At 34.4% G+C, this 26,517-nt stretch carries 22 protein-coding genes; 13 read left to right on the top strand and 9 right to left on the bottom strand.

Annotation, left to right across the window (positions count from 1 at the left end):
* The 3 genes from AA089_RS01930 to AA089_RS01920 are packed head-to-tail and all read right to left on the bottom strand — an operon-like array spanning position 1 to position 5,532.
* The gene (locus AA089_RS01930) at positions 1-2,829 is read right to left on the bottom strand and encodes a Z1 domain-containing protein (RefSeq protein ID WP_053002161.1); all 2,829 of its coding nucleotides are present in this window, start codon (positions 2,827-2,829) and stop codon (positions 1-3) included.
* Positions 2,826-4,295, bottom strand: coding sequence for an ATP-binding protein (locus AA089_RS01925; protein WP_046755225.1), 1,470 nt, complete (start codon positions 4,293-4,295; stop codon positions 2,826-2,828). The genes AA089_RS01930 and AA089_RS01925 overlap by 4 nt, the downstream gene beginning before the upstream one ends.
* Before the next feature lies 1 nt (position 4,296).
* On the bottom strand, positions 4,297-5,532 hold the full coding sequence (locus tag AA089_RS01920; protein WP_046755224.1) for a DNA cytosine methyltransferase: 1,236 nt from the start codon (positions 5,530-5,532) through the stop codon (positions 4,297-4,299).
* A 501-nt stretch (positions 5,533-6,033) separates the two neighbouring features.
* Between AA089_RS01920 and AA089_RS01915 the strand changes: the two genes are divergently transcribed.
* The 3 genes from AA089_RS01915 (at position 6,034) to AA089_RS01905 (ending at position 9,916) form a co-directional block, all read left to right on the top strand.
* Positions 6,034-6,429: a hypothetical protein gene (locus tag AA089_RS01915; protein ID WP_046755223.1), complete on the top strand. Its 396-nt coding sequence runs from the start codon at positions 6,034-6,036 to the stop codon at positions 6,427-6,429.
* A 78-nt stretch (positions 6,430-6,507) separates the two neighbouring features.
* The gene (locus AA089_RS01910; protein ID WP_046755374.1) at positions 6,508-6,945 is read left to right on the top strand and encodes a JAB domain-containing protein; all 438 of its coding nucleotides are present in this window, start codon (positions 6,508-6,510) and stop codon (positions 6,943-6,945) included.
* A 571-nt stretch (positions 6,946-7,516) separates the two neighbouring features.
* Positions 7,517-9,916 (top strand): TonB-dependent receptor, encoded by a 2,400-nt coding sequence (locus tag AA089_RS01905; protein WP_206540698.1) that lies wholly within the window; start codon positions 7,517-7,519, stop codon positions 9,914-9,916.
* Between the two features lie 185 nt (positions 9,917-10,101).
* Here the strand turns inward: AA089_RS01905 and AA089_RS01900 are convergent, their stop codons facing one another.
* Entirely contained in the window at positions 10,102-10,692 is a 591-nt protein-coding gene (locus AA089_RS01900) for a hypothetical protein (RefSeq protein WP_046755222.1), read from the bottom strand.
* A 9-nt stretch (positions 10,693-10,701) separates the two neighbouring features.
* A complete protein-coding gene (locus tag AA089_RS01895; RefSeq protein WP_053002160.1) occupies positions 10,702-11,256 on the bottom strand; it encodes a YceI family protein in 555 nt (184 codons plus the stop codon).
* 223 nt (positions 11,257-11,479) lie between these two features.
* Here AA089_RS01895 and AA089_RS01890 point away from each other — a divergent pair, with 223 nt between their 5' ends.
* On the top strand, positions 11,480-12,340 hold the full coding sequence (locus AA089_RS01890) for a winged helix-turn-helix domain-containing protein (RefSeq protein WP_046755371.1): 861 nt from the start codon (positions 11,480-11,482) through the stop codon (positions 12,338-12,340).
* A gap of 218 nt (positions 12,341-12,558) precedes the next feature.
* On the opposite strand, the gene AA089_RS01885 is transcribed toward AA089_RS01890, so the two are convergent.
* Genes AA089_RS01885 through AA089_RS01875 form a run of 3 tightly spaced genes read right to left on the bottom strand, consistent with a single transcriptional unit; the run spans position 12,559 to position 18,292 of the window.
* A complete protein-coding gene (locus AA089_RS01885; protein ID WP_046755221.1) occupies positions 12,559-13,875 on the bottom strand; it encodes a TolC family protein in 1,317 nt (438 codons plus the stop codon).
* Complete coding sequence (locus tag AA089_RS01880; RefSeq protein ID WP_241479960.1) at positions 13,865-17,167, bottom strand: efflux RND transporter permease subunit; 3,303 nt, start codon at positions 17,165-17,167, stop codon at positions 13,865-13,867. The genes AA089_RS01885 and AA089_RS01880 overlap by 11 nt, the downstream gene beginning before the upstream one ends.
* Positions 17,168-17,170: 3 nt before the next feature.
* On the bottom strand, positions 17,171-18,292 hold the full coding sequence (locus AA089_RS01875) for an efflux RND transporter periplasmic adaptor subunit (protein ID WP_046755220.1): 1,122 nt from the start codon (positions 18,290-18,292) through the stop codon (positions 17,171-17,173).
* A gap of 370 nt (positions 18,293-18,662) precedes the next feature.
* Here AA089_RS01875 and AA089_RS01870 point away from each other — a divergent pair, with 370 nt between their 5' ends.
* Positions 18,663-18,860, top strand: a complete 198-nt coding sequence (locus AA089_RS01870) for a hypothetical protein (protein WP_046755219.1) — start codon at positions 18,663-18,665, stop codon at positions 18,858-18,860.
* Between the two features lie 3 nt (positions 18,861-18,863).
* Here the strand turns inward: AA089_RS01870 and AA089_RS01865 are convergent, their stop codons facing one another.
* On the bottom strand, positions 18,864-19,454 hold the full coding sequence (locus AA089_RS01865) for a riboflavin synthase (protein WP_046755218.1): 591 nt from the start codon (positions 19,452-19,454) through the stop codon (positions 18,864-18,866).
* 57 nt (positions 19,455-19,511) lie between these two features.
* Here AA089_RS01865 and pdxA point away from each other — a divergent pair, with 57 nt between their 5' ends.
* From pdxA to AA089_RS01825, 8 genes are all read left to right on the top strand, one after another.
* Complete coding sequence (gene pdxA / locus AA089_RS01860; protein WP_046755217.1) at positions 19,512-20,558, top strand: 4-hydroxythreonine-4-phosphate dehydrogenase PdxA; 1,047 nt, start codon at positions 19,512-19,514, stop codon at positions 20,556-20,558.
* Between the two features lie 74 nt (positions 20,559-20,632).
* Positions 20,633-21,172 carry a YceD family protein gene (locus AA089_RS01855; protein ID WP_046755369.1) on the top strand — a complete coding sequence of 180 codons (540 nt, stop codon included), beginning with the start codon at positions 20,633-20,635 and terminating at the stop codon, positions 21,170-21,172.
* Between the two features lie 8 nt (positions 21,173-21,180).
* Positions 21,181-21,381, top strand: coding sequence for a 50S ribosomal protein L32 (gene rpmF / locus AA089_RS01850; RefSeq protein WP_046755216.1), 201 nt, complete (start codon positions 21,181-21,183; stop codon positions 21,379-21,381).
* A 180-nt stretch (positions 21,382-21,561) separates the two neighbouring features.
* The gene (locus tag AA089_RS01845) at positions 21,562-22,560 is read left to right on the top strand and encodes a beta-ketoacyl-ACP synthase III (protein WP_046755215.1); all 999 of its coding nucleotides are present in this window, start codon (positions 21,562-21,564) and stop codon (positions 22,558-22,560) included.
* 21 nt (positions 22,561-22,581) lie between these two features.
* A complete protein-coding gene (gene accB / locus AA089_RS01840) occupies positions 22,582-23,070 on the top strand; it encodes an acetyl-CoA carboxylase biotin carboxyl carrier protein (RefSeq protein WP_046755214.1) in 489 nt (162 codons plus the stop codon).
* Between the two features lie 91 nt (positions 23,071-23,161).
* Positions 23,162-24,511, top strand: a complete 1,350-nt coding sequence (accC, locus tag AA089_RS01835) for an acetyl-CoA carboxylase biotin carboxylase subunit (RefSeq protein ID WP_046755213.1) — start codon at positions 23,162-23,164, stop codon at positions 24,509-24,511.
* 177 nt (positions 24,512-24,688) lie between these two features.
* Positions 24,689-25,801 (top strand): NAD(P)/FAD-dependent oxidoreductase, encoded by a 1,113-nt coding sequence (locus AA089_RS01830; protein ID WP_046755212.1) that lies wholly within the window; start codon positions 24,689-24,691, stop codon positions 25,799-25,801.
* Positions 25,798-26,247, top strand: coding sequence for a 3-oxoacyl-ACP synthase (locus AA089_RS01825; protein WP_046755211.1), 450 nt, complete (start codon positions 25,798-25,800; stop codon positions 26,245-26,247). The genes AA089_RS01830 and AA089_RS01825 overlap by 4 nt, the downstream gene beginning before the upstream one ends.
* Positions 26,248-26,517: the final 270 nt, after the last annotated feature.

Here is a 26,517-nt window from a genome sequence, read left to right as displayed (position 1 = left end):
TTATTCGCTTTTATGGTTTACCTCTTCAGGCATAACTTCTTCGTCAAAATCATCAAAGATTGTAGCCGTATAAGATGTTTTGGTTTCGTTATCTATTTCAGGAAAATAAATACTATAACCAACTACAGGCATATTGTTTGTCAAATCACTTGTCCCTCTTTCATCTAACCCATAAATTAAAAGCAATCCTTTTCTTTCTATTTTTCTTTGTTGCTTAATTGAACTGTATGACCCTAAATCTTGTTTTTCTAAATCAACTTGTCTATCAACTAAGTCATCAATTTGATTTTTTGTTATTTTATATTGCTCAGATGGTTCAGTCTGGTTTCTTATACTACAAGTCATATCATGAGTTTTCCCTTCAGAGATTAAAGTGTACTGCGTGGAAAGACCTTTAGTTTTTTTTCTGTTTTTCCTATCATCTTCATTTATATAAAAACCTACTTCTTTATCTGTATTAGAAACTATACATATAGTCCACTCTTTTACACTCTTTTTAGCTTTTTGTAATACAATATAGTCTGTTATTACTTGCTTGTTTATATGAGGTGTGTCTACACTGAATCCATTTATAAATTCTGTTAGAGGTTCTGTGCTCACATCATTAAAGATTAAATATCTCAATTTTCCTCTTTTATCAACTGTTTTAGCATTACTCAACCTTTTGGTTAAAGCCTGTAATTGTTTGAAGTTATTTTTTATAGAGTCAAAGTCTTTGTTTAAAAGATAGGTTTGAAGATTAGTGCCAGAAAATGAAATTTTTATATTAGTAGACCAATATAATTTAGAAGCACTTGTTACAGCCAATAGACCATGGTGGTTTCTAACTTTTAATTTAAAATCTTTAGGCTTTAGGTTTTGAGAACTCATAATGTCAAAATCATTTCTCATTTCCTCAGTAGCCATTGTGATATGGTTAAACCAGTCAAAGATTCTATTATTAGTAAAAAGTCTGCATAAATCAACGTAACCTGGTCTATATCCAAACCATCTTCCCATTTGCATAAGTGAATCATACATTTTAGTAGTTCTCAAATAATAACTAACAGAAAGACCTTCAAGGGTAATTCCTCTTGACAGTTTACCTCCACCTATGGCAATTACAGATAAGCCGTTTTCATGTCTGTCGTAGTCTATGTTGGAGATGTTGTGGTAATCTATTTTTGATAATGAAGTAGTACCATGTACAGCTCTAACATCAAACTTTTTAATAGCTGTTCTAATTTCTTGTTTTACTTCCTCCCAAGTATGAGATTTAATCCTATTGTCTTTATACCTTAGATTTTCTAAAACATTTTCAGTAGTTGGTTTGAAGTCAGATTCAAAGATGTTTCTCATGTCTTCAATGAACTCAGCATCATTAGCCTCAATATTATTGGTAAACTCTTTTATTAATTCGTTGACAAGCAGAGACACTCTGTCTATCCATTTAACATATAAAGCAACGTGAATAAGCATTGAATTGTGCTTTTTTTCATGCCCTCTAAGTCTTCTAATTGCACAAGTAAGAATATAAGATTTGATTGCATACTTCAGACTATTTGGAAGATGTTCAGGTAAATCGTCTTTATTATGCTTATTTATTTTTTCAAAAAGTGGTGGATTATATTCTTCACTATAAATTGGTCTAAAAATGTCTAATGGCTCTCTGCTTTCTTCAGAATTAGGGTCTTCTAGCCCAAATAACGTAGAAGCTCCTATATAGTTTTTAGCGGCTTTAATATTGACAATAAAATGCTTAGGAAATAAATCATCTCCAATGAAGTATTCTTTGCCTTTAACATAAGTAGTTAAGTCTTCATTATATTCTTGAGAGATAAATAAGTTAGCATAAGGTGTAGCTGTGTAGCCAATAAATGTATTTTGGTCAAACAAGTTAAGTAAGACTCTTATTAGCTTATTTATTGTCTTAACTTCATTAATATCTTTAGTTGTATTTACTGAGGCATAATCTGATTCATCATCAATAATTAATGCAGGTATATTCATCAATTTTTTCCGACCTTCAATTGTCTTAATATCTTCATTGTGTGACAACCAGTCTATTAAGTTTTCAAGAATAGTTTTGTTTTTCTTTATGACAAATACAACAGGGTTTTTACCTATTGGTATGTTAGAATTATGTAATTGTTTTGTGCTAAAATCACCTTCATCTCCTTTAAGATAATATGAGGAAGTTAAAGGATATATATCTGTCCTGACCTTATACTTTCCAACACCTTTAATTCGGTTTTCTCCCTTATTTCTTAGGTATAAGGAGCTATTCCTACCTATATACCCAGAATCAATCCTTTCTTGAGTCTGTCTTCTAAGAGAGCTTATTGTCCCTGCAATAACAATGATTAATTTATAACCTGCATCAGTAGCTTTATTAATTAGCCCAACATAGTTTGAGGTTTTCCCAGACTGAACATGTCCTACTACCATTCCTCTTCTATCCCAAGAACCTTTCTGTTTAGGATTAACGCATTTATCCAGAATCTTATCAGTAAAGTCATCAAGTGATGGTATTGGAAAAGACTTATCTTTTTCTTTTAAATATAGTTTATACCTGTTCCAAAGTTCAAAATCGATATTTGCTTTTTCATCATTTAGCCAAGGTTCAATATCATCTGTCATTGAAGTAATTGAGCCTTGTCCAATACTTAAATCAGACATTAAAACTTCAAATAAATCTTCTTTATTAATTTTTTGACCAGGTATAATATCTATTGCAGATACTTTCTCTATTATTGAAAGGATTACTTCCTCTGTTATTTCTGCATTTTTTTTCTCGTGGTCTAATAAAGAATGAGCAATCATTCTAGCAGTTTCGTTTATGTTACTCATTTTAAATAGTCGTTTATTAGTGGGAAAAGGTTGAAAGGTACAGAGTTCATTATTTGCTGTTTTGCTAGTGACTCAGGTATGCCATTTTCTATATTTATTTTAAACAAATCAATAGCTAACTGAATTAAAGCATCATCTGGAGTTTCAGATATTTTTTCTAATTCATGATGAGAAGGGTCTTCATTTTGATTGTAAAGAATAAGTTCAATAGGTATATTACTTTCTATTAGCTTAAGTGTTTTGGAAAAAATCTTCTTTGAACCTTCTATCTCTAGAGCTTGAACTACTATTGGATGTTTTCTATTTATCTGATATTTTTTAATTCCTTCCCTATTTGTAGTGTCTTTCCAGAGCTTTTCCAAGTTATTTTCACTACCGATTTGTGAAATAGATTTCTGCCCTCTCCAATTATAAATCTTAGCAGACTTTTTAATAGCGATTTTAGCTATTCGAGATAATTCTCTACGTATTTCGATAGGAGGTGTTGCTGTAGATTTTTTTATATCCAAATTCCAATCAAAATCTCCAGTATTTGGAAAGTTTACAGCAATTCTAGCTAATTTGGAATAGTCTCTTTTCTTTTCAAGTCCTAACCAGTCTCCTGATACTAAAAGCCTATCTCCTCTATAGATATAAAAGCCTTGTTGATTGAACCAGCCTAGAGGTCCTCCAGATTTTTCATACTCGTCATGTGATATTCTTGACATATGGGGTAGGATGTAATATGTTACTTCAACATTATTACTTAATCTTTCAGGTTGCCCCATCTCTGGTTTAGTAGTAAGATTATAAAGGAATGGATTCCAAGCCTCAATAGAATAAGAGTTGGAGCTCAGGATTAGGCGAGAGTTTTCAATGAATCTATGGAAAACAAGTCCAAGATGCTCTTTAACAATAGACATTTCTTGATAGAAAGCATTTTTTACACTTTCATTATTATTCTGAGCATCCCCAACAATTCTGTCTAGATTTTCCCATAATACTAATGTTCCAGAATCAAACTTGTCTAGAAGTTCTATAAAGCTTGAGTCTGAAATATAATCTAATAAAACCCATTCTTCAACTTGATTGATGTAGTCAATATCCCAACACCTCTTTATTGTTTTATAGCCTTTCTTTTTTGTTATTACAGTAAGTCGTTTGCATTGAGAGAATGAAGCTGTTTTAAGTCCCATGCCAAATCTACCTAAGTCATTTTCGCTTCTAATTTCTTCAGGGTCTTTGCTTCCGGGAGTCATTGCTTCAATAAGCTCTTCCAGGTTCATCCCATTGCCATTGTCAATGATAGAGATGAATGACTTTTTTCCTTCCCATTTATAGTCTACTTCTACTAAGTCTGCATTTGCAGAAATACTATTATCCACAATATCTGCAATAGCTGTAGATAAATTATAGCCAAAACTTCTATAAGAATTTATTGTTGATTTTGGGTTAGGTCTTGCATTTTCAGCTCTATATTCATCCATACTAGAGCATTTCCTTGATTTTATGAGCAATACCCTCAGCCATTAATGGAGGTACTGCATTACCAATTTGTTTAAATGCAGCAGTCCTACTACCTTCAAAAAAGAAATCATCAGGGAATGATTGAAGCCTAGCAGCCTCTCTTAGTGAGATAGACCTATTTTGTTTGATATCTGGATGAATATAATAATGACCATCCATAGCTATATGTGCAACTACAGTATTTGATATGCCATTAGGGTTTACAACTTGAAATCTGTTTGTAAATGAAGTTGTGTTTTTATGCTTAATTAGTCTTTTAGGTAAATCAGCGTAGTTTAATCTTTTGCCTTTTTTAAGAAGTAAGTTAACCGCTATTCTGTAAATCTCTAAATCCGTCTCATTATGGGGTCTAGCAATATGCTGAGTAGTAAAATCAATTCCATTTCTGATACCTGTTTCCTGTAAGTAATCAGTTACTGGTTTGGCATACTTAACAACACCTAAAGAGCCTTCTCCATGTTTTAGTTTAGGTAAATCAGAAAACAAACTCTTCCCGAGATTATATTCAATTGGCTTTTCTTCAAAATCAGGATACTTGAACTTAGAACCTTTTTTCCAACCTATCATTATAACTCTTTTCCTGTCCTGTAGGACATTAAAGTTTTTTGAGTTAAGATGTTTTGTTGATGGAATTTCTATTTTATAACCTGCTCTATCAATTGCACTGAAAATCTTTTTTAAAAAAGAGCCATTACTAGCAGATAGAATACCAGGGACATTTTCAAACACAAACATTTTAGGTTCATACTTTTTTAAAAAGCCTACATAATGCTTGTAAAGGTGATTTCTTGGGTCGTCAACCATTCCTTTTGGGTCTCTAGCTCTTCCTACAATTGAATAAGCTTGACATGGTGGACCTCCAATAATTAAATCTACATTCTTATCTCCTAATGAAGAATCTATTTGTTCAAATATTGGATTGAGAGTTTTTTTTGAGATTTCAGTATTGATAACTGAGTCAATTAAATTTCGAGGTACTGAATTCCAAAACTCTTCTCTAGTTATTTTCTTTTTTAAGTATTTGTGGTATGTTTCTATGCTATTATTATCCTTTAGGTAATGGTAAGCAGTTCTTGTTTTTAGGGTATCACAAGCATCTTTGTTCATTTCCACATGTGCAATTGGATTGAATCCAGCCCTCATAAAGCCTTCTGATAAACCACCTGCTCCTGAAAATAAATCTATAAAATTAGTCATAATTGGATTACAAAATTAATTACTCTAATATCAAAAATATTATAATTATTAGCAAGCTTATATGTGTTTTTTTATAAAAAAATTGAATAACAATTATGTGTGTCCAAACCACCTTACATAAAACACCCCTTAGTGTTTCAAATTTCAAACTCCCCACTCCAATCTGACAGAGAATTTATTTTTTTTAAGCAGTATATATAAAAGTTGAATTTTTATAAACTTTTTGAGTTGTAGTGTAGTGAAGATTTCAAGTTGACATAATTTTATTCTGTAGACTTCATTTCTTTGACTAGAACATTTAAGATACTTATTGAGCTTAATTTGTAGTTCAACCCCTCACTCAAACTCAATCAGTCCGCACTAAATACCCTTGCTAATTTTTGCAGATGAATCAAATCTGTGCCTAAAATTATTTTAATAGTATTCCATTCAAGGTGATAGTTGAGGTGGTTATTTATTGAAATAAGTATTTAGGTTTTATCAACTCAAAATATTTATACAATGGTTAGAATTATTGGATTTAAACAAAGAGAAAAAGAGGATGGAACTCCATTCTTTATTTTAGAATTACAAGGTGGTGTAGAAATGTCTTTAAGTAAAGAAACGGGGCAATTCTATGCTACAGCTAAAAAGGCTTATGTTACAAGCACATTTGATGAAAAAACTTGCAAGGCTCTTATAGGCTCAGAGATGCAAGGTAATATTGTAAAGAAAGAAGTAGAGCCATACACTTACGTGGTTAAAGAAACAGGAGAAGAACTTGTACTTACTCACAGATGGGTATTTGTACCAGAAAATGAGCAAGCCAAACAAGATGAATCTATAAACCAATTAATGGCAGATACTTCTGTATTCTCTCAAAATGGAGCTTCACAATTAGCTCAACAAGCTATCTAGTTTTAATTACCTGTCCTTTTTTGACACTTCACTAAATATGTGTCTAGTCATTTTGGGACAGGTTTTAATTTTTTAATTATGAAAGTTCGAGAAATTAAAGTGGTTTACTCAGATCATGAAGATAAGAGTATCACTGTAAATAATAGTAAAATAGTACATGAAGTAGCTTTAGCTCATTGGGATATGAATATCATTGAATTTCAAGAAGAAGTGAAGATAATGCTACTCAATAGGGCTAATGCAGTACTAGGAATTTATGATTTATCTAAAGGTGGAGTAGCAAGCAGTCATGTAGACATAAAAATCATTTTAAGTATTGCATTAAAAGGGCATGCTTCTGCAATAGTATTATTACACAACCATCCATCAGGGAAGTTAGTTCCTAGTAGGTCTGACAAACACTTAACTTCAAAACTTAAAGAAGCCTGTGAACTAGTTGATTTAGTTTTACTAGATCATTTAATTGTCACAAAAGACTCTTTTTATAGTTTTAAGGATAATAAAAATATTTTGTAGAAGTACTGAGTGTGCTAGTGCGTGAATAAGGCTAAAATGTGGTCATTTTGACTAGATTGAAAAAATGCACATATAATATTATAGCCAAAACTGAAAGAAAAATGCTTGTATAGAGCTGTAAAATGAATATACTCTTTTGTTCTAGTCAAAATGAGGTAACTTACTGCATAACTACCTAATAGCTAAAATTAGTTTGAAGATTCTTTTAAAACACTTTTTCAAGATAATTATTTGATCTAGTCATAGCTGGTTTGTAACAAGGTAGATTCAGGAATAAATGAAATAATATTTTCAAAAAAGTAAAATATCATTAAATATAGGGAAGTTTAAGACCTAAACTTTTAGGCAAAAAGGCACACTTTTAGGCACACATTAAAATTGTAAGTTTTACAAACAATTGATTTGTAATAGGATAGTTTCAATGTCTAGAGCCCAAGTGGGACCACCTTATTAGAAAGCCTTTCGAGAAATCGAAAGGCTTTCTCATTTACAACATCTCTTTCCTTATAAAAATATACCAAACAGATACGATCGCAATATTATTCCTATATTTGTTCAACGAAACAACAAAATGTTTAAACAAAATAATTCTATTATAGAATTATATCAAATAAAAGCGATGAAAAAGCTACTCATTTTTTTACTATCAATAAGTATATGTTCAACTGCGTATGCACAAGTTGTAGGAGAAGTAACAGGAAAAGTCACGGATGAAAAAGGAACACCAATTCCAGGAGCCAGCGTATTACTAGAAGGAACAACCATTGGCGCACAAACCGACTTTGATGGAAATTACATAATTACCAAAGTAACACCAGGTTCTTATAACTTAATTGTCAGCTATCAAGGTTTTGAAACACAAACATTATACAATATAATTGTACGATCAAAAGGAACGCCTGCATATAATTTTACGCTAAAAGAATCGAAAGAATTCTTAGACGCCGTCATTATTACAAATGCTGACAAAATTAGCAGACCGAAAGAAACACCGCTTTCAACACAATCATTATCCGCAGTAGAAATTGCAACCTATCCAGGAAGTAACAACGATGTTGTACAAGTGGCACAAACCTTACCCGGAGTTTCACCTTCTATCGGCGGTTTTCGAAACGATTTAATCATTCGTGGTGGTGCGCCCAACGAAACGGTTTATTATTTAGACGGAATGGAAATTCCTAACATCAATCACTTTAGTACACAAGGAAGTGCGGGCGGACCTGTAGGAATGATCAATGTATCATTTATTGACAATGTAACGCTATCTACTTCGGCATTTGGTGCGCAATACGACAATCCATTATCAGGCGTATTACAATTTAGTCAACGGAATGGAAATGCACGAAACTTTAGCGGAAACTTCCGTGTAAGTGCCAGTGAAGCTGCGCTTACGCTAGAAGGACCTCTGTTTAAAGGAACCAATGAAGAAAGTAAAACCACCATTTTAGCTTCCGTACGTCGTAGTTATTTGCAATTTCTATTTGAAGCAATCGGATTGCCATTTCGACCAAATTATTGGGATTATCAATTCAAAGTAGCACACGAAATAGATGATTTTAATACGGTAAGCTTACTTGGTTTGGGTTCTATAGATGACTTTTCTGTGGAAGCACCAGACGATTTTGACGCCGAACAACAAGCGCAATTAGAACAAGCACCTTTTATCAATCAACGTACAAATGCGTTAGGTGTAACTTGGAAAAAACGTTTCAAAGACGGTTCAGGTTATATGCAAACAACGTTGAGTAATAACACGTTGGTAAACGAATTTACACGCTACGAAGATCCAGAAAATGAAACAGGCGTATTTTTCAATAACGATTCAAGAGAGTCCGAAACAAAACTCCGTTATCAATTGACAAAGTTTTTGGACGATTGGAAAATTACGACAGGATTTAACGCGCAATATTCTGACTATGAAAATAATACCATCAATCTTACCGATAATATTGCGTTCAATACGGAAATCGATTTTATGAAATACGGAATCTTTGCCAATGTGACCAAAAGTTTTTTAGATGACAAACTCGATATTTCTTTTGGTTTTAGAATGGACGACGATTCATTTACAAGTGAAGACAACTTACTTTCTACCTTTTCGCCGCGTTTTTCAGCTTCCTATGAATTTGCTGCCGATTGGCGACTTAATGGTTCAGTTGGACGCTACTTTAAACTGCCACCATACACCATTTTAGGATTCAGAGATAATCAAGGCGCATTGATCAATCAAAATGCTGAATACACTGTAAGTGACCATTATGTCATTGGTTTACAGCATTATTTCAGTCCATCATCAAGTATTTCATTAGAAGGATTTTACAAGCGTTATGACGATTATCCAGTTTCTGTATTAGACGGCGTTTCATTAGCCAACAAAGGTGCCGATTTTGAAGTATTGGGAAGTGAAGACGTAGAAACGGTTGGAAAAGGAAGAAGTTATGGTTTGGAATTACAATTTCAGCAAAAACTAACCAATAATTTCTACGGAATCTTTGCATATACCTTCTTTTACAGCGAATTTACAGGATTTGATCGTGACACATTCAAACCTTCCGTTTGGGATAGTAGACATTTAATTTCCTTTACAGGAGGATACAAATTGAAGCGAAACTGGGAAGTAAGTGCGCGTTATCGTTTTGCAGGAAACACGCCATTTGTTCCAACAGACCAAAATCAAACATTAGCAAATTATCCAGAAGTTGTCTTAGATTATAACCGATTGGGAGAAGAAAAGTTAGACATATTCAGTCAATTAGATGTACGAATTGACAAAAAGTGGAATTTTGAAAAACTCTCTTTAAATGTATTTGTAGAAGCACAAAATATCTTAGGACAAGAAATACCTCAAACGCCGCAATTTGGTTTGGCAAGAAACGCAAATGGAACTGTTGCACAACCAAGAAGTTTACAACAAATAGAAACCGAATCGGGTCAAATAATTCCAAGTTTAGGAGTTGTGATTGATTTTTAATGAAGTATAGTACAATTATATAAAAGTAAGAGGCTTTCTGAAAAGCTAAATTTTCGTCAAACCGAACTTGATTCGGTTTCTCATCATCATTGAAAATCAGTGTAATGAGATTCTGAATTGAATTCAGAATGACGCTTTTTTATACTTTTTAAACAGCCTTTTTTATTTTTACACCTTATGAAAAATCAATCCTCACAAGGTTTCTTCTTTACTTTTATGTTATTCAATTCATTCCAAATGGTATGCTCAAAAGGCTTTGGAGAAAAACGAAAAAGCACCATCGATTGCTGTTTGTCCGCACAATAATAGTGCGTTACGGTACAATATAAAATCATGGTATCTTTAGTGTGAAACGAGTTGTAAATTTGAAGTTTTCCCTCAAATTTGACTGTATCATTCGCACTTTCTTTTTTGAGGATTAACGCAATAGTTTTGGGTAAAACTTTGCCTTTGTCTTTATTTACGCCAGCCATTAAACCATCAAAATAATACTGTAAGTCGGTTTCTATGGCAGTTGCGGTTAGTTGTTTGTCTATATCAACATTCCAAACAAACGCATACGTCCAAAAACCTTCACGATCTTGTTTGGACCAATCTGGCGAAAAACGCAATTCTTCCACACCTTTATACGGAATTTCAGGCGCAAAATGCAATGGCATTTGGATAATTTCTTTTGTCCAAGAAGCATCAGAAATTAACAAATCGGCTTCTTTTTTTTCTTGTCCAAATAGCGCAAACGCACTAAAAAGAGTGATTAAAAGTGTAAAACGTTTCATGTATGTAAGTTATAAACTCAACGTTACATCAAATCCAATCGCATCCGAAATAGCACTATCTTTAATTTCACTATTGTACGTAATTCCCCAACGCGTACGATCAATTTTGAACTTCGTTTTCATCGTTTTATTCGCAAAGTCAAGCGTTGCATCAAATTTTACAGGTTGTGTAATGCCTTTAATTGTCAAATCGGCTTCTGCACGAATTTTATCCGATTGTAGATAATTTACACGTGTTATGACCAAAGTTGCAGTAGGAAACTTTACAACTTCAAAAAAATCAGGATCTTTCAAATGTTCAGTTAAACCTTTATTTCCTTCTTCTTCCATGTCTGTCGCTTCCAACGTATGTAAATCAATAGTAAAACTTCCGCCAGTTATTTTATCGTTAGTTTTTGAAAAAAAGCCATCTTTAAATTTCACAAATCCATAATGACCATTAAAATAAAAGCTATAATCGCACGACCATTTTATTTCACTTTTCTTCGTATCAATAGGAAGAACATCTTGTGCATACATTTGTGTGAAAAATAAAATAGCAAGACATGTACATAATTTTTTCATCTGTTTCGTTTTTAAGATTAATTTCGTCTCAAAACTAGCGGGAACACGGCGTGAAAAATGTCAAAAAAGTGTAAAAGAAGTGTCAACAGTTGTAAAAAGTCGCGAAATTGTATGTTATTTACCCGATAATCGAGCTATAAATGCTTTGACTTGTCTCAGTTTGTTATATTAAATTTTATAAAAAATATCTTGTGGAAGTATTCCAAAGCAACGGATGTATGTTATGAACAAAAAACGAATCTATCTATATAGTGTATTGATCGTGATTGGATTATTGATTTGGCAATTTTCAAAACCAACCAAAGCACACAAGCAATTTTCTGAAAAGGTAAAAATTGCTTTACGCGATGCAGGAAACAAATTATTATTGTCTGAAAAAGATAGTACATCTTTGATTTTACCCGTAAAAGAAATTGGCAATTCTAAATATGAACTTTCCTTTCAAAGTCAGCTTACTTTTGAACCCACGAGTTTGGTAAGTATTGTAGAAAACAGTTTTCAAAAAGCGGCACTGCCTGGTCAATATCGTGTTGAGGTAATTCAATGTAAAGATGGAGAAGTAGGTTATAGTTATCAAATGACGCGATCTGAAGAAACGACTATCATTCCGTGTAACGGTCGTGTGTTGCCTAAAAATTGCTACACGGTTCAAGTTCGATTTACCGAAATAAAAACGGCGTATACGAATATTTCTACGTTTTTATATGGTTTTATTATTATGATTTTCATTGTGATGGAATTGTTCTTTCTTAGAAAAAAAACTGTAGAAATTCTTCCTGAAAATGATGAAACTTACGCGCAATTGGGCAGTTTCCAATTTTATCCTGATCAGAATAAACTCATCAAAGAAGCAACAGAGATTAGTTTATCGAAGAAAGAATGTGAATTGCTGAAGATTTTCATTGCAAACCCGAATCAAATAGTCACCCGAGACGAATTGACCAAAAAAGTTTGGGAAGACAATGGTGTTATTGTCGGAAGAAGCTTAGATACGTACATTTCTAAAATCCGTAAAAAACTCAAAGAAGACGACGCTATTAAATTGACTAATGTTCACGGAGTTGGCTACAAATTGGAGATTTAGTGTTTAAATTCTATATGTACAACGATCTAACAATCTTACATTATTTCTCAGTTTGATGTGAAGCTGAATCAAGTTCAGCTTGATGGAATTTATTCTTATAAAATACTTTTCTAGCAATTGAAAAAGAATTGAATGTTTTACGATCTAACTAACCAAAAGGCAAAGCCGAGTCCAAAAATCCAACAGGCAAAGCCGATCTAACAGCGAAGCGCTCCAAATTAAAATTTCACATTCAACAATTCGCCACTAATTTGTAAGACAGTTAATTCAGATAATTTTGCGTTGTATTTTGCTTGATTTCTGCTAAGTTCCGCATTTAATAAATTCAATTGTGCTTGGCGAAATTCAATAGAGTTTACTTGTCCAATTTTGAACTTTTCTTTAGTTCGATCAAAATTATTTTTAGCCGTTGCAATGTTTTCCTCTTGCAATTCATAAATCAACAATTTATTTTGATAATCGTCCCAAGCATTGTTAAAATTACGTTCCAAATCGATCATCACTTGCTCTTTTTGAAGCTGTTGGTTTTCAAGCGCAATCTTAGCATTTTTAACACGTGTTATGGTGCTGCCACCATCAAACAAATTCCAAGTTAAATTGATACCGCCTGATAATCCAGTATTGGTAGATACTGCAACGAAAGCTGCGGCATTGTTATTATTCTGATTCCAGCCGTAACTTCCTGTTAAACCAACAGTTGGTAAGTATTGTGAACGATTCGTTTTTACATCTAACGAACTGATACTGATGTTTTTTTCAATCTGTAGCAACGAAATATTATTCACTTTTGTCTTTTCCCATAAATCATCTTTTGTAATCTGAACTAAAAATGAAATGTCTGTGTCTACATCAAATGCTTCCGACAGTTTATTACCCAAAATCACATTCAAATCACGTTTTGTGTTAATAAGTTGTTGTTCCGTATTTACAATATTAATACTGTCATTATTGATATCAACTTGCGCGTTTAAAACATCTAATTTTGTATTCTGACCATATTCAAATTGATAGGAGGAACGCGTCAAACGATCTTTAGAAATCGCAAACGTTTCTAGAATTGCTTTGTTGTTTTCCGAAAGTTGTGCTACCGAATAATACACTGAGAATAGTTGTAATAAAGTGTTTTCAATAGTTTCACGCGCTTCCAATTCAGACAATTGATATTGCTCTTTTAAGCGTCTGTAATTGTACAAACGACCCAAACCGTCAAACAAAGTGTAATTTAAGTTTACCGAAGCATTGTAGCGTGAACTTTCGGCACCATTTAAAACGGTTGAATTTCCATTGGAAAATTCGGCTTCCGTATTGTCCAAATTATAAGTTGCTCCAGCATTTCCTGTCAAAGTTGGCAAATATCCAGAGTTTAAAACACTTGTATTGTTTTTGGCAACTTCAACGGTATTATTGGCAATTTGAATTCCGTAATTGTGCGACAATGTTAATTCAATAGCTTCTTCGGGAGTTACTATTTTTTGCGCATTCGCGAAGATTGCGAACAAAACTAACACATATGTGATGTAATATTTAGTGTTCATCTGCTTCGTTTTCAGTAGTTTCATTAGGTATATATACAGGTTCAACTTCCTTGATTGGCGGTCGTACAGGTTGAATTTCCTTTTGTTTCAATTGTTGCAATTCATGATTGCGTTCTCTTACCACACGTTCTACTTCTTCCTTAGAAATATCTCGGTTGTAATACAACCATTTTCCATGTTGTTTGATATAATTACTAAACGATAAGAAAATCGGCAATACAATTAAGGTTAACACGGTAGCAAACCCAATTCCGTATGCAATGGAAACCGCCATCGGAATTAAAAATTGTGCTTGTCTGCTTTCTTCCAAAATTAATGGTGCCAATCCTGCAACCGTTGTAATTGAGGTTAAGAAAATAGCTCTAAAACGCGAACGACCAGCTTCGTACAACGCTTCGTCAAACAGCATTCCTTCGCGTAAATTGTTGTTAAATTTCCCGATAAGCACCAATCCGTCGTTGACCATAATTCCGATTAAAGCGATAATTCCTAACATGGATAGAATATTCAGTGGAAAATCGTGAATCCAATGTCCCCAAGCTACGGCTGGCAAACTCAACGGAATTAGCAATAAAAGTAATAGCGGTTGACTGTAACTTCTAAAGGTAAATGCAATCACAATGTAGATTAAAATTAATACAGTGATACCAACAGGTGCTAAGGAATCGAACAATTTGTTACGTTCTCTGTTTTGTCCTTCGTAGGAAGGTGTTACAGTTGGATAACGTGATAAAATTTCAGGCATAATTTCGTTTTGAAGCTCTGCCATAATATCGGTTGGACTCGTTTTTTTAGTGTCTTTTATATCTGCCGAAACCTGAATTTCTCTTCTTCCTTCCAAATGATTTATTGCCACTTCACCACGATCGATGCTGTAACTTGCAATTTCTTTCAAAGGAACGCGTTGTCCACTTGGCGTTACGATGCGCATATTGTCCAAACTACTTATAGAAGAACGATTGGGTCTATCGTACCGAACCCACACACGAATTTCATCTTGTCCTCGCTGAAAACGTTGTGCTTGTGCACCAAAAAATGCGGCACGTACTTGCGACATTACGGTGCGTAAATTTAAACCTAACGCATACGCACTTTCATTGAGTTCTAAACGAATTTCTTTAATTCCCGCAGGATCTGTATCGGTAACATCTTTTAGTAAAATATTGTTTTCTAAGACTTGTTTCAGCTCTGTTTTTACGGCTTTTAGTTCGGCAATATTATTTCCTAATAAGGAAACTGAAACAGGAAGTCCACCAAAATTTCCGCCACTTCCGTAGACTAAACTTTCAATACCAATTACAGGACCAACTGCGTTTTTGATTCGGTTTGATACAATATTGGACGTAATTGCATTTGGACGTTCTTCTCCAGGTAATAAGTTGATTTCCAGTGAAGCAGTTGCCGAACCTGGTCCAACTTTTCGAATCATATTTTCAACCAAATATTTATCTGCGTCAGCGCCAATGTATTCGTCGTTAATTTCTTTTGTAACAATTTTTGCAGTTTCTTCAATGTAGGAAATGATACTATCGGTCACGTTTTCGTTGGTACCATTTGGCATGTTGAGCGTAATGGTGACTCTATCGCTGGCAATTCTTGGGAAAAACGCACCTCTAATGATTCCTGCTTCAAAGCTTGATTTGGTCAAAATTAAAAAGACAATGAAGAACGAAAACATTAAAAATTTGTATTTCAACGCAAATCGCAATGTGGGACTGTATACTTTATCGCGCAACCAACTCATGATGAAATCACCAAATTTATTAACGTATCGTAATTTGGAGAAAAGTCTTGGAAAAAAACCTTCTGGTTCTTTGTTTTCTGCACGCAATGCTTTGGAATGTGCTAAATGCGCAGGTAAAATAATCAAAGCTTCAATTAGTGAAACCAATAACGTAAGCATTACCACAACGGAAACTTCGCCAAAAAATTCGCCAATTCGTCCATCTAAAAACAGGAAAATACTAAAGGCTAAAATAGTCGTTGCAATGGCAGAAATAATGGCTGGTAATACTTCCATAACACCATCAATAGCCGCTTCTTCAGGTGATTTTCCTTTTTCGTATTGTTGGTAAATATTTTCAGCAATTACAATTCCATCATCTACCAAAATACCAATTACGATAATCATTCCGAAAAGGGACAATACATTAATGGTAATGTTAAAATAGCCTGCAAACATAAACATTCCCAAAAAGGCGACAGGCAAACCAAAAGCTACCCAAAATGCCAAACGTGTGTTTAGAAATATTGATAAGAATATCAGTACGAGAATCATTCCGATAATCGCGTTTTCGGTTAGCAATTCGGTACGTTGTACCAACGTTGTAGATCGATCGCCGACTACATTTAGTTGTACATTGTCGTACTTTTGATTGAACTCTGTAATGTATTCTTTTACATTTTCTGCGGAAGAAATTAAATCTTCCGAGTTGGTACTTGTAATACTTATATTTATGGAAAGATTGCCGTTAAAATAGTTTGCATTTGGTGTTTCTGAAAACCGATCGCGAACGGTAGCAACATCTTTTAAACGAATAATTCTACCTGAAGCATCTGATTTTACAACCAAATTAGACAATTCATCAGCATAGTACGATCGTGCGTTGGCGCGAATGAGATATTCTTCTGCGTCTGTTTTTATGGTTCCTCCAGTGGTAATTAAACTTGCTTCGTTGATGGCTTGCGAAACTTCGGTAAACGATAAATTGTATGCTAACAAATTGGTTTCATTGATGGCAACTTCTATTTCTTCATCAGGATAGCCTGAAATATTAATTTGCGAAATTCCATCAATAGCGCGCAAATCGTTTTCAACTTGTCGCCCAATTTGCTTTAAAGTTGCTAACGGAATTTTATTGCCACTTATGGCAAACGAAATTGTTTCACGAACGGCTTCACGTTTGGCAACAACCAACGGTTCCATTCCTGTGGGAAATGTAGGCACACGATCGACGGCGTTTTTTATTTCCAACAGCATAAAGTCAATATCTTTGCCTTTTTCGATCTCAATATTGATGGTTCCGCTATTTTCATTCGATGTTGAGGTCACACGTTCCACGCCATTTAGACCTTTTAGATTGTCTTCTATTTTGAGTACAATTCCTTCTTCAATTTCTTGTGGAGAAGCGCCAGGATAGGCAATACTAATTGTAACATTTTTAGAATCGACTAGTGGAAAAAAGGACGAATTTAGCGTGTACGCTCCATAAAAACCGAACGCCACAAACATGAGGACTACGATATTTACAGCAACACTATGCTTTATAAAGTAAGCAATAATTTTTCTCATGACTTACTTTGTTTTGTTAGATTGGAAAGGTTTTACCATCATTCCAGCATACGCGCCAGGAACAGGTTTTGATAAAATAATAGTTCCATCAGGAATATTTTTTAAAACGACTTTGGTGTCTGAAAAATATACTGGTTTTACATCAATAACATCTAAAATGCTATCTCTAACAATAAAAATTTGATCATTATCCAATACTAAACTTCTGTTGACTTCAATAGCGTCTGCTTCTTCTTTCGCATTTAAATTAGCTTCCAAGTACATTCCTTCTCGCAATGCATCATCTTTTACTTCAATAAATGCGGTAATTGTTTGTGTTGTTTGATCAATATTTCCGTTTACACGCGAAACGACACCTGAAAACGTTTGTGTTTTTTCCAGATTATTCAGTATTACTTTTTCGCCAACTTTCAACAGGCTTGCATATTTTTTACTCAAGGCAACTTCCATTTCATAGATTGAAGTGTCAATGAACTCGCCTAATTTTTGTCCGTTTCTAACCAAAGAACCTTCTGTAACCAACGCTTCCGTTAAAATTCCTGAAAAAGGAGCGCTAATGGTGTATTTTGCCAAACGTTGTTCTAAATTTTTCACATTGTAATAATTGGTGACAATATTTCGTCCTGTAATGAAATATTTTTCTTTTTCAGAAGTCATTTCAGGTAATTTCGGCGTGGTTTTATTCAGATCGAAACTGGTAAGGTAGTTTTGCCATTTTTGATATATTTCTGGGAAATCTAAGCGCAAATCGGGCATAATGGCCGCGATAGAATTGTACAAATTACTTTTAGACGATTGTACACCTGCATAATATTCGGCGGCATCAATACGAATGAGTGTTTCTCCTCTTCTAAAAGTTTGTCCAGGCTTAAATAGTTTTCTACCTGCTTTGAAAATTCCTTGAACTTCCGAAAATAGTTCTACTCTGCGTTTTGCTACCAAGCTTCCATTGGCTGGAATAATAATAGGAATAGTCGTATTCTGAACCGTATCTGTAAACACAGTTTTCACTACCTTTTCTGCAACAGGTCTTAGTTTCTTTTTACTATTTGCAAGGATATTTCCAAAGTAAATGGCGCCTACAATAAGTAATGCTCCAAGAACCGAAAGTACAATATTTCGCATTTTGGGAAGGATATTTTAGATGGTTATCCTGCAAATTTATCTATTCCATTCTTTTAAAACTCTTAAAAAAACCTTAATATCCTAAACTACGTATATATTAGTGAAGATGTAATGGCATGTTTTTTTGATTCATCCATTTTAAATAATAGTATAAGAACAATGTAAAAATAGCGTTACTAAACTGTAAGGATGTAAAAAATCCTTTTGTGAAATTAAATTTAGTTTTTATATTGGATTTTGTAATAAGTAGGCAGAAAAAATACGAAAATACTTGCTTGGTCGAAGATTTTTGTCGTTTTGTAGATTATTTATGAATGATATGTCGTAAAATCTTTTGTCAAATCTTATAATTTTTTACTTTTACACCGTTATGGCACAAATAAATAAAAAGACCCTGTTGTGTTTAGTTGTATTAGCAGTCGCTTTTTTAACTGAAACACACGCCCAAATCACGCCTCCACCGCCAGGACCACCAGCACCTCCGGGATTCCCGATTGATGCAGGCCTTGTTGGTGTACTTGCAGCTGGACTTTTGTATGGTATACGGAAAAAAGTGAAAGGTAATTAACTTCTATAGCCCCTGAAGTCTTGCTACATATTTCCCTATGACATCAAATTCCAAATTTACTACTGAACCAACGTTGAAATATTGAAACGTTGTATGTTCGTATGTATACGGTATGATGGCAACTGAAAATGCGTTTCTCTCAGAATTTACAACTGTTAAACTTGTTCCATTCACGGTAATAGAACCTTTTTCTATGGTAATATTATGTAATGATGAATCGTATTCAAAAGTAAAATACCAACTTCCGTGACTTTCTTTAATTGCTGTACATGTTCCTACTTGATCTACATGTCCTTGTACAATATGACCGTCTAATCGATCGCCCAATTTCATCGCACGTTCCAAATTTACCCGATCATTTATACGCCATGTGTTCAAATTTGTTTTCTCTAACGTCTCCTGAATTGCCGTAACGACATACGTGTTTTTTTCAAGATTTCTTTCTACAACAGTCAAGCAAACACCGTTGTGAGCAACACTTTGATCAATTTTCAATTCTGGCGTTAATGTGCTTTGAATTGTAATGTGAAGGTTTTCTTTTTCTTTTTCAAGATGCGTGATCACACCTAATTCTTCAATAATCCCTGTAAACATGTATTTATTTCGTTAAATTTGCATGTAAAATTAAGAAATAAAAGTCTGAATACTTAGATGAAGAAAGAGGAAAAAATAAAAGTAGGGATTTCAGTTGGAGATTTAAATGGTATCGGAACAGAGGTAATTCTGAAGACATTCCAAGACAATAGAATGTTAGAATTGTGTACGCCTGTTATTTTTGGTTCCACTAAAATTTTATCATTTCAGAAAAAGCAGTTCAATATACATACCAATTTTCACGGAGTTCCAAGTGCCGATAAAGCACAACACGGAAAAATAAATGTGGTCAATATTTCCAAAGATCAAATTAATATTGAATATGGAAAATCGTCAGAAGCCATTGGGCAATTTGCTATAAAATCATTTGTGTCAGCTACAAACGCGTTAAAAGAAGGAACTATTGATGTGTTGGTAACAGCTCCTATAAATAAACACAATGTTCAGTCGGAAGAATTTAAATTCCCAGGACATACAGATTATTTAGGCGAAAATTTAGAAGGCGACAGCTTAATGTTAATGGTCAACGGATCGTTACGCGTTGGTTTACTCACAGATCATGTTGCTGTAAAAGATGTTTCTGAAGCCATTACACCTGAACTCATAGAGAAAAAGGTACACATTATATACAACACCTTAAAACAAGACTTTGGAATTAGCAAACCGAAAATTGCAGTGTTAGGGATCAATCCGCATGTAGGCGATAATGGAGTTATTGGTGTAGAAGATGATGAGATTTTGAAACCAACGTTAGAAAAAATAAAAAATGAGGGCAAATTAGTTTTTGGACCATATGCTGCTGATAGCTTCTTTGCTTCGAGCAATTACAAAAACTTTGACGCCATTTTAGCAGCATACCACGATCAAGGCTTAATTCCGTTTAAAACGCTTTCATTTGGACAAGGTGTTAACTTTACGGCTGGACTCAATAAAGTGCGTACTTCGCCAGATCATGGAACGGCATACGAAATTGCTGGAAAAAACAAAGCAGATCACAACTCATTCAAGGAAGCGGTATTCACTGGAATACAGATTTTTAGAAGCAGAAGTGAATATCAAGAAATCGCAAAAAATCCTTTAAAAAAGCAGCCTAGCAAGATATAAACAAAAAAATGTTAACAACTTAACGTTGGTTTAAAAAAATTTATATCTTTGCACGCTCGAAACTGATGTTTAAGATGATGGAACTAAAGGACTTTAACATTCCTTTTATAGGATTAAAAGAAGGAAAGCACCAGTTTGAATATCAAATTGATAATTCGTTCTTTGAACTTTTTAACTATGATGAATTCAACGAAACTGCGATTACTGCAACGTTAGAATTTCACAAAAAAGCAACCATGCTTGAGCTAACGTTCAATGCAACGGGAACTGTGACTGTAAATTGTGATGTTACGAACGAGCCGTTTGGGCAAGCTGTTGAAGGAAATTTGAATCTAATTGTGAAATTCGGCAACGAATACAATGATGAAAATGAAGAAATTCTCATTGTACCACATGGAGAATATGAAATCAATGTTGCACAATATATATATGAAATGATTGTGTTGGCAGTTCCTTCAAAACGAATTCATCCTGGAATAGAAGACGGTACATTACAGTCGGACATCCTAGAAAAGTTAGAAGAATTACAACCTGGTACAGAAAAAAAAGAAACTGAAGAGGAAATAGATCCTCGTTGGAATACATTAAAGAAACTATTAACGGATAATAAATAAGATAGAAAATGGCACATCCTAAGAGAAAAATCTCGAAAACAAGAAGAGATAAGAGAAGAACACATTACAAAGCATCAGTTCCTCAAATCGCTACGTGCCCAACTACTGGTGAAGCACACTTATATCACAGAGCTCACTGGCACGAAGGAAAATTATATTACAGAGGAAAAGTATTAATTGACAATACAGTAGAAGAAAACGTAGCATAACTTGATAAATTGCTATAGTGATAAAAGCTCTCACTTTTGTGGGAGTTTTTTATTTGTTCAAATTTTTTTGTTAAAAATGTAAAAACGATATATTTTGCCGATATTATCGCAGAATTTTAGTAATTTCGTTTAGTTTTTAATGAATTTTTGTTAAAAAGCAAAAAAAACCAACGTTAAGGTATGACCAAAATTACAGCAGCAATAACAGCTGTAGGAGCATATGTTCCTGAATATGTATTAACCAACAAGATACTTGAAACAATGGTTGATACTAACGATGAGTGGATCACAACTCGAACAGGTATCAAAGAACGTCGAATTCTTAAAAAAGAAGGAGAAGGCACCTCATACTTGGCTATCAAAGCCGCAGAAGACCTTATTGCTAAGAAAAACTTAGATCCCAAAGAAATAGATTTAGTTATTGTCGCTACCGCAACTCCAGACATGCCTGTAGCTTCAACTGCTGTGTATACGGCTAGTAAAATTGGAGCAACCAACGCGTTTGCCTTTGATTTGCAAGCTGCATGCTCAAGTTTCTTGTATGGAATGTCAACTGCCGCAAGCTATGTACAATCGGGTCGTTATAAAAAAGTACTTTTAATTGGAGCCGATAAAATGTCTTCTATCATTGATTATGAAGACAGAGCAACTTGTATTATATTTGGAGATGGAGCTGGCGCAGTATTATTTGAGCCAAATGAAGAAGGATTAGGATTGCAAGATGAACTTTTAAGAAGTGACGGAATCGGTAGAGATTTCCTAAAAATAGATGCCGGTGGATCTATCTTACCAGCATCAACAACAACCGTTGAAAATAAACAGCATACTGTTTTCCAAGATGGAAAAACAGTTTTTAAATTCGCAGTATCTAACATGGCAGATGTGAGTGCCAAAATCATGGAAGATAACAACCTGACGAATGAAGACGTACAATGGCTAGTACCACACCAAGCCAATAAACGTATCATTGACGCCACAGCAAGGCGAATGGGCGTAGATGAAAGTAAAGTAATGGTAAACATACAGCGTTATGGAAATACAACTTCCGGAACGCTCCCTTTGTGTTTACACGATTATGAAAAACAACTCAAAAAAGGAGATAACCTTGTATTTGCTGCCTTTGGTGGTGGATTTACTTGGGGAGCTATCTACCTAAAATGGGCATATAACTCAAACTAGAAAACGACTAAAACCTATCTCATGGATTTAAAAGAAATTCAAAACTTAATTAAATTCGTAGCTAAATCTGGTGCAAGTGAAGTAAAACTTGAAATGGACGACGTAAAAATCACCATTAAAACCGGAGAAGCTAAAGGCGAAACAACAACTGTAGTGCAACAAATTCCAATGGCTGGAATTCCACAAGCAGCCGCTCCTGTAGCTCCCGTAGCTCCATCAGCAGCAACTCCACCAGCCGAAACATCTGCAGCGTCAGACGATAATGCAAAATACATTACTATAAAATCTCCAATTATTGGTACTTTCTATAGAAAACCATCTCCAGACAAACCCGTTTTTGTTGAAGTTGGCGATACCATCTCAGAAGGAAGCGTTTTATGTGTAATTGAAGCTATGAAACTTTTCAACGAAATTGAATCAGAAGTTTCAGGAAAAATAGTGAAAGTCTTAGTAGATGACTCTTCACCAGTAGAATTTGATCAACCATTATTCTTGGTAGATCCATCATAAGGAATTTTAAAATAACACTACACACGTACGAAGCAATTCGAAACGATGCAATAGTGAATGATTTAAATTTCAAAATTTAAAATTTCAAAAGATGTTCAAAAAAATATTAGTTGCAAATAGAGGGGAAATAGCACTAAGAGTTATTAGAACCTGCAAAGAAATGGGTATCAAAACAGTTGCTGTATATTCTAAAGCAGATGTGGATAGCCTACATGTACGTTTTGCCGATGAAGCGGTTTGTATTGGACCAGCGCCAAGTAGTGAATCGTACTTAAAAATGGCAAACATTATTGCTGCTGCAGAAATTACAAATGCAGACGCCATTCATCCAGGATACGGATTCTTATCTGAAAATGCCAAATTCTCAAAAATCTGTGAAGAACACGATATCAAATTCATTGGCGCTTCTGCCGAAATGATTGATAAAATGGGAGACAAAGCTTCTGCAAAAGCTACGATGAAAGCTGCAGGTGTTCCTTGTGTACCAGGAAGTGAAGGAATCATTGAAGATTTTGAAGAGTGTGAAAAACTAGCCGTAGAAACAGGATATCCTGTCATGCTAAAAGCAACTGCTGGTGGTGGTGGAAAAGGAATGCGTGCCGTTTGGAAACCAGAAGATTTAAAAGATGCTTGGGATTCTGCTCGACAAGAATCAAAAGCCGCTTTTGGAAATGATGACATGTACATGGAAAAACTGATTGAAGAACCAAGACACATTGAAATTCAGGTAGTTGGAGACTCTTCAGGAAAAGCATGCCACTTGTCAGAACGTGATTGTTCTGTACAACGTCGTCACCAAAAATTAACAGAAGAAGTACCTTCTCCATTCATGACAGACGATTTACGTGCACGTATGGGAGAAGCTGCTGTAAAAGCTGCTGAATTCATCAAGTATGAAGGTGCCGGAACAGTTGAATTCTTAGTGGATAAGCACAGAAATTTCTATTTCATGGAAATGAATACACGTATTCAAGTTGAACACCCAATTACAGAACAAGTAATTGATTTCGATTTAATTCGTGAACAAATATTAGTCGCGTCAGGTGTGCCAATTTCTGGTAAAAACTATACGCCAAACTTACACTCTATTGAATGTAGAATTAACGCAGAAGATCCGTTTAATAACTTTAGACCTTCTCCAGGAAGAATTACTACTTTACACGCGCCAGGCGGACACGGAGTTCGTTTAGATACGCATGTATATGCTGGATATTCAATTCCGCCAAACTACGATTCAATGATTGCAAAGTTGATTACAACAGCGCAAACTCGTGAAGAAGCGATCAATAAAATGAAACGTGCGTTAGATGAGTTCGTAATTGAAGGAATTAAAACTACGATTCCTTTCCACAGACAATTGATGGATCATCCTGATTATGTAGCTGGAAACTACACTACAAAATTCATGGAAGATTTTGAAATGCAACCAGAAGAAGAATAGATTATTCTATATATATCAAAAAAGCTCTTTAAATTTTAAGGAGCTTTTTTTTATGACCTTTCCTGAGATTTGTGTCAAACAGCATTTACACAAGAATTCAAAAGAAATCATTAATTGTATACTTGCTTCAAAAAGAGCATAGGTTTGATTATATTGAAGCCAAAATGAATATGTATTATGAATTTGAGCTTTTGGGAATATAAAACTTGGTTGACCGATGTCGATTTCACAATTGTGGGAAGCGGTATTGTGGGACTCAATTGTGCATTGCAACTTCGAAAGCAATATCCAACAGCAAAAATTATCGTGTTAGAGAAAGGAATTTTGCCACAAGGTGCCAGTACAAAAAATGCTGGTTTTGCTTGTTTTGGAAGCCTTTCGGAGATTTTAGATGATCTTGCCACACATTCGGAACAAGAAGTGTTAGAACTCATCAAAAGACGCTGTAGCGGATTGCAATTGCTGCGTGAAACACTTGGCGATGATACGATTGATTATCAAGCATTAGGTGGTTTTGAATTGTTTACACAAGAAGATGCAGCGTTGTATGAAAATTGTTTATCTAAAAAAGAAAGCATCAACCAATTGCTGAAACCAATTTTTCAAGAAGCTGTATTTAGTGAAGTTTCCAATACATTTCAGTTTAAAAACATTCAACAAACCTATATTTTCAATCAGTTTGAAGGACAACTAGATACAGGAAAAATGATGCATGCTTTGTTGCAAAAAGTGCTATCAAACAATATTCAGATTTTAAATTCGATTACGGTAGAAAACTTTACAGAAAACGGAAATACAGTACATGTTGAAACCAATCATTTTGACTTTCATACCAAAAAATTATTAATTGCTACCAACGGTTTTGCGTCACAATTGCTGCAGGAAAATGTAAAACCAGCACGCGCGCAAGTGTTGATTACTAAGCCAATTCCTGATTTACACATCAAAGGAACGTTTCACTTGGATAAAGGTTATTATTATTTTAGAAATATTGACAATCGAATTTTATTTGGTGGCGGACGAAATTTGGATTTTCAAGCCGAAGAAACAACCGAATTTGCTCAAACCGAGTTAATTCAACAAAAGCTTGAAGCACTTTTAAAAACAACCATTTTGCCCAATACTTCTTTTGAAATTGCACATCGCTGGAGCGGAATTATGGGCGTTGGAAATCAGAAAAAAGCCATTGTAAAACCACTTTCAAATCATGTGTATTGCGGCGTTCGCTTAGGCGGAATGGGCGTTGCGATTGGTAGTTTGGTTGGAAAAGAATTAGCACAATTGGTATGAATGTAAAAGAAGAATTATACAACGAATGTTTGGCAATTGTAAACGAGCGTCAAGCGAATATTCAACGGAATTTTTCAAGTATTCAGGAAGCCATGTTGTCTGAAACGAAAAGTTCGGCTGGCGACAAGCATGAAACGGGCAGAGCCATGTTGCAATTGGAACGTGAAAAGTTGGGCAATCAGTTGGCGGAAATTCAGAAAGTAAAAGAAATTCTTTTTAAAATTGATCAAACAGCACAAGTTTTCCAAGGTTGTTTGGGCAGCGTTGTATATACATCGCAAGCCAATTATTTTATCTCGGTAAGTGTTGGCGAAATTATGGTTCACAACGAGAAATTCTACGCCATTGCCACCAATACGCCCATTGGGAAATTATTACTTGGTAAAAAAGTGGGCGATACGATTACCTTTAGAAATCAGTCTTTTGTGATTGAAAAGATTGTTTAGATTTGTCATTCCTGCGTAGGCAGGAATCTAGACTCGCTTTGCTCTTAGATGTTTTGACAATTAGATTTTTGGATACTTCATGTGAAGCTGAACTTGATGCAGCTTCACATCACAGTGATAAATAATGTAAGATTGTTAGACTGGTTCGCTGTTAGATCGGCTTTGCCTTTTAGAAGGTTGGATTCTAAAATATTCAACTCTTTTTAAATTACTCGAAAAGTATCTTATAAGAATAAAATTTGTACGTCCCTGATATGTGTTGACCACTTT

Origin of the sequence: Kordia jejudonensis, from assembly GCF_001005315.1 — a bacterium.
In the GTDB taxonomy this organism is placed as follows: Bacteria; Bacteroidota; Bacteroidia; order Flavobacteriales; family Flavobacteriaceae; genus Kordia; species Kordia jejudonensis.
This window is presented reverse-complemented; position numbering and strand designations above follow the sequence as displayed.